Genomic DNA, 6716 nt, shown 5'->3' with positions numbered 1-6716 from the left:
TGCATCAAAAATCAAGCACGATATTGCTGAAATTTTGAAAAATGAAGGCTTTATTCGTGATGTTGAATACATCGATGATGACAAACAAGGTATCATCCGTGTATTTCTCAAATATGATAAGAATAACGAGCGTGTAATCTCCGGTTTACGTCGGATCTCGAAGCCCGGTTTACGTTCCTATGTCAAAGCAGATGCTGTTCCTAAGGTCTTAAACGGCTTAGGTATCGCAATTATCTCAACATCTGAAGGTGTTGTTTCTGATAAAACTGCTCGGCAAAAGAACATCGGCGGCGAAGTTCTCGCTTACGTTTGGTAATAATAAATAGAAGCAAGGAGGTGTACATCTCGTGAGTCGTATTGGTTATAAAACTGTTACAGTCCCAGAAGGCGTAGAAATCAAACAAGACGGCAACGTCGTTACAGTTAAAGGTCCTAAGGGTGAACTTACTCGTGAATTTTCTGATCAAATCAGCATGAAAATTGACGGTAATGAAGTTTCCTTTGATCGTCCTTCTGATGACAATAAATTAAAAGCTTTACACGGTACAACCCGTGCTAACTTTAACAACATGGTAATTGGTGTTACTGAAGGTTTCAAGAAACAGCTTGAACTTCGTGGTGTTGGTTATCGTGCCCAAATGAAGGGTAAGACATTGATCTTAAACGTCGGCTACTCCAACCCAGTTGAATTCCCTGAAGAAGAAGGGATCTCTGTTGAAGTACCTTCCAATACAGAAATTACTGTTTCTGGTATTGATAAGGCGCTTGTTGGTGATGCTGCTGCGCGGATCCGTGCTACTCGTGCACCAGAGCCTTACAAAGGCAAAGGTATTCGTTATGTTGGCGAATATGTTCGTCGTAAGGAAGGTAAGACTGGTAAATAATAATGCAGCATAATGCTGTTAAAAATTTCAAGAGGTGAAAATAGTGATTTCAAAACCAGATAAGAATAAGACACGTCAAAAGCGTCATCTTCGTGTCCGGAACAAGATCTCTGGTACTGCTGAGTGCCCACGCTTAAATGTTTATCGTTCAAACAAAAACATCTACGCTCAAGTAATTGATGACGTAGCGGGTGTGACGCTGGCTAGTGCCTCTACTTTAGATAGTGAAATTGCTGCAGGCAACAAAACAGAGCAAGCTGCTGCTGTTGGTGCTTTGGTAGCAAAACGTGCTGCAGAAAAGAACATCAAAGAAGTTGTTTTTGATCGTGGCGGTTATTTGTACCATGGTCGCGTGTTGGCATTGGCTGATGCTGCTCGTGAAAATGGCTTAGACTTTTAAAAGAAGGAGGAATTAACGTTTATGGCTTTTATTGACCCAGCTCAATTAGATTTGGAAGATCGCGTTGTTGCGATCAACCGTATTACTAAAGTTGTTAAAGGCGGACGCCGTTTGCGTTTTGCGGCTTTAGTAATCGTCGGCGACCACAATGGTCACGTAGGATTCGGCACTGGTAAAGCTCAGGAAGTTCCTGAAGCTATCCGTAAAGCCGTTGATGCTGCTCGTAAGAACTTAATCGAAGTTCCAATTGCTGGAACAACTCTTCCTCATGAAGTTGTTGGCCAACATAGCGGGAGCAGTGTTTTGTTGAAGCCAGCTGAAGCTGGTTCTGGTGTTGCTGCCGGCGGCGCAGTTCGTGCCGTGATGGAACTTGCAGGTGTTGCTGATGTGACAAGTAAATCACTTGGTTCAAACACTCCTGTTAACGTAGTCCGTGCTACGATCAATGGTTTAGTAAATATGCGTAGTGCTGAAGAAACTGCTGCTCGTCGCGGTGTTTCTGTTCAGCATTTAGCTGAATAAGGAGGACATGATAATGGCCAATATTAAAGTTACTTTGACACGTTCAGTTATCGGACGTCCTCAAAATCAGCGCGAAATCGTTAAGGGCTTAGGCCTGACACATATTAATAGTTTCGCCATTGTTCCTGACAACGCAGCAATGCGCGGAGCAATCAGAAAAATTAACCATTTAGTGGACGTAGAAGAAGCTGAATAATTTTTATTTAGTAGGACAAGGAGGTGCCAACCGTAATGAAATTACATGAATTACAAGCTAGTGAAGGTGCTCGTCACGTTCGTAATCGTGTCGGCCGTGGAACTTCATCTGGTAATGGTAAAACATCTGGCCGTGGCCAAAAAGGTCAAAAAGCCCGCAGCAAGGTCCGTTTGGGCTTTGAAGGTGGACAAATGCCATTGTTCCGCCGGATGCCAAAACGTGGTTTCAACAACATCAACCGCAAAGAATATGCGATCTTGAACGTTGAAACTCTGAATAAATTTGAAGATGGTGCAGAAGTAACACCTGTATTACTCGTAGAATCTGGTCTGGTTAAGAATGCTAACGACGGGATCAAGATCTTGGGTAATGGTGAATTAACTAAGAAGTTGACTGTTAAAGCCAACAAGTTCTCTGCATCAGCAAAAGCTGCGATCGAAGCAGCAGGCGGTCAAACTGAGGTGATTTAATAAATGCTGAAGACACTGAGAGATGCCCTTGCTGTAAAAGATATTCGCAATAAAATCTTTTTTACGCTTGGTGTCTTGATTGTATTTCGTCTCGGCACTTATATTACCGTCCCTGGGATCAACGCTAAAGCTTTAAATAGTGTTGCGTCTTCAGGGTTAATTAGTATCTTGAACACATTTTCAGGTGGCGGTTTGACTAACTATTCTATTCTGGCAATGGGGGTTTCGCCCTACATTACCGCACAGATCGTGGTTCAATTGTTGCAAATGGACATTGTGCCGCGCTTTGTTGAATGGAGTAAACAAGGTGAAGTTGGTCGACGCAAACTAAATCAGGTGACGAGATACTTGGCAATTGTGTTGGCGTTTATACAATCAATTGGAATCACTGCAGGATTTAACGCATTAAGCAGTTTAAACTTAGTGCAAAATCCCAGTGTGCAAACCTATGTAAGTATTGGTGTCATTTTGACCGGTGGAACGATGTTTACAACTTGGCTCGGTGATATGATCACTGATCGAGGACTAGGTAACGGGATCTCAATGATCATCATGGCTGGGATCATTGCTCGGATGCCGGTCGGGATCCAACAGGTCGCTCAAGAACAATTCGCCGGTGTGCATATGTCGGAGATTTGGCAGCCAATTTTGTATGTCGTGCTCTTGATTATCGCTTTGTTGGTGATCGTGACTTTTGTGACCTATGTTCAACAGGCCAACTATAAGGTTAAGATCCAGTATACACGACGTTTAGCTGGAGCCGGCGACAATTCATATTTGCCGTTAAAAGTGAACGTTGCTGGTGTTATTCCAGTTATCTTTGCCAGTTCGTTTATTGCAACACCGCAGACGATTTTAATGGCATTTGCGCAAAATCATTCACAAGACAATTGGTACCAGATCATGACCAGCATTTTTAATATGCAGTCAACACCTGGAATGATTTTGTACACGGCATTGATCGTTGTCTTTACTTTCTTCTATGCTTTTGTGCAGGTCAACCCGGAAAAACTTTCGGAAAACCTGCAAAAACAAGGCAGCTACATTCCTTCTGTCTGGCCGGGTAAAGAAACTGAAAGGTACGTCTCATCACTGTTAATGAGACTAAGTACCGTCGGGTCCCTCTTCTTGGGGCTGGTTTCCTTGATCCCGTTGGTCGGTTCTGCATACTTCGGTTTGGATGAATCGATCGGCTTAGGCGGAACAAGCTTGCTGATCGTTGTTGGTGTAGCACTCGAAACGATCAGGCAACTAGAAGGTATGATGATGAAACGTGAATATGTCGGTTTCATCAGAGAATAAGAAAATTGGGTTTTGTTCATCACGATGAACTGACCCATTTTTTTGTGAGAGAACTTTATTCTAAAAAATTGATAGAGGCAAGAACAGTGTCAGTTTCTGCCTAATTTGACTTTAAAGCTGCTAAACTATTGTTAATAATTTAGCTGAGATGTGAAACTGACCAATATTGCCAAAACGTAAGAGGAGGTTTTTTTGATGGCTTTGAATCTAATGTTAATGGGCCTGCCTGGTGCAGGTAAAGGTACTCAAGCTGAACAGATCGTTGATGAATATCAGGTCGTCCACATTTCTACGGGTGATATTTTTCGCGAAGCAATGAAAAACGAAACTCCAATGGGCGTCGAAGCTAAAAAATACATCGATAAAGGTGAATTAGTTCCAGACGAAGTAACTAATGGGATCGTTAAAGAACGTTTGAGTCAAGACGATGTTAAAGATGGTTACTTGCTTGACGGCTACCCGCGCAACATGGCACAGGCTCATGCTTTAGATCAAATCGGACAAGAACTTGGTCGTCCGCTGACTGGTGTGATCAACATTGATGTTGATCCGGCTTCATTGATGGAACGTTTGACCGGACGTTATATTTGCCGTAATTGCGGTGCCACTTACCATAGGGTGTTCAATCCAACTAAGGTTGATGGTACTTGCGATCGTTGCGGCGGTCATGAATTCTATCAGCGTGAAGATGATAAACCAGAAACTGTCAAGAATCGTTTAGATGTTAATATTAAGATGAACACACCTTTATTAGATTTCTACGAACAAAAGGGCTTGCTGCACAATGTCCAAGGCAATAAAGAAATCGACCAAGTTTACGCTGAGATCCAACAGATCCTTAACGCACTCAAATAAGCAATTCAAGGTTTAGGTTGAGTCCAGCTGGAATTACTACGGCAAGTACTGAGAAGATGAGAAAATTTACAGACAAGGCAAATATTTCTTGCAAGTCTAGGGGTGCTATGCTATGATAATTTAGGTTTATCTTTTCAATAGGCAGAGTTCGCCCAATTTTAGGGGTTGATCGGCCTGACGGAAAAAAGGTGGGACTCCAGCAAAGCTTCTCACGTTTTTAAGTGTAAAGTTTTAAAACCAAATTTAAGGAGGTACTTTTACGTGGCGAAAGATGATGTGATTGAAATTGAAGGTACGATCAAGGAAACCATGCCTAATGCAATGTTCAAAGTTGAACTTGAAAATGGGCATGAGATCCTAGCTCATGTTTCCGGTAAGATCCGGATGCATTATATTCGTATTTTGCCAGGTGATAAGGTGACAGTTGAAATGTCCCCGTACGACTTGACTAAGGGTCGCATCACCTATCGTTACAGATAGATTGTACTTCAATCTTAAGCAGGAGGTATAATTCATGAAAGTAAGACCATCAGTTAAACCAATGTGCGAACACTGCAAAGTAATCAAACGCAACGGTCATGTCATGGTTATTTGCTCTAATCCGAAGCACAAACAAAGACAAGGATAATAATTAAACAGGAGGTGTAATTGTAATGGCTCGTATCGCAGGTGTCGATTTACCCCGTGACAAGCGGATCGTGATCGGCTTAACTTATATTTACGGAATCGGTAGAACTACTGCCCAAAAGATTTTGGCTGAAGCAGGTGTTTCTGAAGATGTTCGTGTACGTGATTTGACTTCTGAACAAGAAGACAAGATCCGTGCTGCAGTTGATAACTACAAAGTTGAAGGTGATCTTCGTCGTGAAGTTTCCTTGAACATCAAGCGTTTGTCAGAAATTGGTTCATACCGTGGCATGCGTCATCGTCGTAATTTGCCCGTTCGTGGTCAACACACGAAGAACAATGCGCGGACACGCAAAGGCCCAGCAGTTTCAATTGCCGGCAAGAAAAAATAAACTAATAATAAAGGAGGTCAGCTAATTAATGGCAGTTAAAAAATCTCGCAAACGTCGTGTAAAAAAGAATATTGAGAGCGGCGTTGCTCACATTCACTCAACTTTCAACAATACACTTGTTATGATCACAGATGTCCATGGTAACGCTGTGGCATGGTCTTCTGCTGGCTCATTGGGCTTTAAGGGCTCACGTAAGTCAACACCATTCGCAGCTCAGATGGCATCTGAAGCAGCTGCAAAGGGTGCTATGGATTATGGTATGAAGACAGTTGCTGTTACTGTTAAGGGACCTGGTTCCGGTCGTGAAGCAGCAATTCGTGCTCTGCAGACAACAGGTCTTGAAGTTACATCAATCAGAGATGTTACCCCAGTACCTCATAATGGATGCCGTCCTCCAAAGCGCCGTCGTGTTTAATTTGGAACTGCATTCATTTTGAAGGATATCTTCATGATGTTGTCTCCAGATTGCACGTTACGTTTTGAAAGGGGTAAGGGTAAGAATGATCGAATTTGAAAAACCAAAAATTCAAAAAATCGAAGAAAGCGAAAATTACGGCAAGTTTGTTGTTGAACCGTTGGAACGTGGTTACGGAACAACATTAGGCAATTCACTGCGTCGGATCCTACTTTCTTCGTTGCCAGGTGCTGCTATTACCGATGTTCAACTTGATGGCGTTTTGCATGAATTTTCATCAATCGATGGTGTTTTGGAAGACGTAACGACAATCATTTTGAATCTCAAAAAAGTTGCATTGAAGTTAAATTCAGAAGACGTTCAGACATTGGAAATCGATGTTACCGGCCCGATGGAAGTAACTGCAGGCGACATTCAAGGCAGCAGTGATGTTGAAGTACTGAATCCAGACTTGTACATTTGTACAGTTGCAGATGGTGCTTCCTTCCATGCACGGATGACCGCTAACAAGGGCCGCGGCTATGTTTCAGCTACTGAAAACAAAGCTAAAAATGAAGATATGCCTATTGGTGTATTGGCAATCGACTCGATTTATACCCCAATCGAACGTGTCAACTACCAAGTAGAAAAAACACGTGTTGGTCAGAAAAATG

The 6716-nt window shown here is 42.4% G+C and carries 13 protein-coding genes; all 13 read left to right on the top strand.

The features are described from left to right. Positions 1-316 (top strand): 30S ribosomal protein S8 (gene rpsH, locus LFYK43_RS09160; RefSeq protein WP_124977656.1); only part of this gene is annotated, 316 nt, incomplete at its 5' end. Between the two features lie 31 nt (positions 317-347). Beyond that, positions 348-884: a 50S ribosomal protein L6 gene (gene rplF / locus LFYK43_RS09155; protein WP_124977608.1), complete on the top strand. Its 537-nt coding sequence runs from the start codon at positions 348-350 to the stop codon at positions 882-884. 34 nt (positions 885-918) lie between these two features. Continuing rightward, positions 919-1284: a 50S ribosomal protein L18 gene (gene rplR / locus LFYK43_RS09150; protein ID WP_305775330.1), complete on the top strand. Its 366-nt coding sequence runs from the start codon at positions 919-921 to the stop codon at positions 1282-1284. A 21-nt stretch (positions 1285-1305) separates the two neighbouring features. After that, on the top strand, positions 1306-1806 hold the full coding sequence (gene rpsE, locus LFYK43_RS09145; RefSeq protein ID WP_124977604.1) for a 30S ribosomal protein S5: 501 nt from the start codon (positions 1306-1308) through the stop codon (positions 1804-1806). A 13-nt stretch (positions 1807-1819) separates the two neighbouring features. Then, on the top strand, positions 1820-2002 hold the full coding sequence (gene rpmD / locus LFYK43_RS09140; RefSeq protein ID WP_124977602.1) for a 50S ribosomal protein L30: 183 nt from the start codon (positions 1820-1822) through the stop codon (positions 2000-2002). 35 nt (positions 2003-2037) lie between these two features. Further along, positions 2038-2472, top strand: coding sequence for a 50S ribosomal protein L15 (rplO, locus tag LFYK43_RS09135; RefSeq protein WP_124977600.1), 435 nt, complete (start codon positions 2038-2040; stop codon positions 2470-2472). A 3-nt stretch (positions 2473-2475) separates the two neighbouring features. Further along, positions 2476-3774: a preprotein translocase subunit SecY gene (secY, locus tag LFYK43_RS09130; protein ID WP_124977598.1), complete on the top strand. Its 1299-nt coding sequence runs from the start codon at positions 2476-2478 to the stop codon at positions 3772-3774. A gap of 195 nt (positions 3775-3969) precedes the next feature. After that, positions 3970-4629: an adenylate kinase gene (locus tag LFYK43_RS09125; protein WP_124977596.1), complete on the top strand. Its 660-nt coding sequence runs from the start codon at positions 3970-3972 to the stop codon at positions 4627-4629. A gap of 261 nt (positions 4630-4890) precedes the next feature. After that, positions 4891-5109 (top strand): translation initiation factor IF-1, encoded by a 219-nt coding sequence (infA, locus tag LFYK43_RS09120; protein ID WP_124977594.1) that lies wholly within the window; start codon positions 4891-4893, stop codon positions 5107-5109. Positions 5110-5143: 34 nt separating this feature from the next. After that, complete coding sequence (rpmJ, locus tag LFYK43_RS09115) at positions 5144-5257, top strand: 50S ribosomal protein L36 (protein WP_124977592.1); 114 nt, start codon at positions 5144-5146, stop codon at positions 5255-5257. Between the two features lie 25 nt (positions 5258-5282). After that, positions 5283-5648 (top strand): 30S ribosomal protein S13, encoded by a 366-nt coding sequence (gene rpsM, locus LFYK43_RS09110; protein WP_124977590.1) that lies wholly within the window; start codon positions 5283-5285, stop codon positions 5646-5648. 28 nt (positions 5649-5676) lie between these two features. Continuing rightward, positions 5677-6063, top strand: a complete 387-nt coding sequence (gene rpsK / locus LFYK43_RS09105; RefSeq protein ID WP_124977588.1) for a 30S ribosomal protein S11 — start codon at positions 5677-5679, stop codon at positions 6061-6063. An 85-nt stretch (positions 6064-6148) separates the two neighbouring features. Continuing rightward, positions 6149-6716 (top strand): DNA-directed RNA polymerase subunit alpha (rpoA, locus tag LFYK43_RS09100; RefSeq protein WP_124977654.1); only part of this gene is annotated, 568 nt, incomplete at its 3' end.

Source organism: Ligilactobacillus salitolerans, from assembly GCF_003864415.1.
GTDB classification, from domain to species: Bacteria; Bacillota; Bacilli; order Lactobacillales; family Lactobacillaceae; genus Ligilactobacillus; species Ligilactobacillus salitolerans.
This window is presented reverse-complemented; position numbering and strand designations above follow the sequence as displayed.

Excerpts from the sequence above, each read along its gene's own strand:
- rpsM (WP_124977590.1), top strand. The coding sequence starts at position 5,283 with ATGGCTCGTATCGCAGGTGTCGATTTACCCCGTGACAAGCGGATCGTG.
- rplO (WP_124977600.1), top strand. The coding sequence starts at position 2,038 with ATGAAATTACATGAATTACAAGCTAGTGAAGGTGCTCGTCACGTTCGT.
- LFYK43_RS09125 (WP_124977596.1), top strand. The coding sequence starts at position 3,970 with ATGGCTTTGAATCTAATGTTAATGGGCCTGCCTGGTGCAGGTAAAGGT.
- rpsK (WP_124977588.1), top strand. The coding sequence starts at position 5,677 with ATGGCAGTTAAAAAATCTCGCAAACGTCGTGTAAAAAAGAATATTGAG.
- rpsE (WP_124977604.1), top strand. The coding sequence starts at position 1,306 with ATGGCTTTTATTGACCCAGCTCAATTAGATTTGGAAGATCGCGTTGTT.
- rpmJ (WP_124977592.1), top strand. The coding sequence starts at position 5,144 with ATGAAAGTAAGACCATCAGTTAAACCAATGTGCGAACACTGCAAAGTA.
- secY (WP_124977598.1), top strand. The coding sequence starts at position 2,476 with ATGCTGAAGACACTGAGAGATGCCCTTGCTGTAAAAGATATTCGCAAT.
- rpmD (WP_124977602.1), top strand. The coding sequence starts at position 1,820 with ATGGCCAATATTAAAGTTACTTTGACACGTTCAGTTATCGGACGTCCT.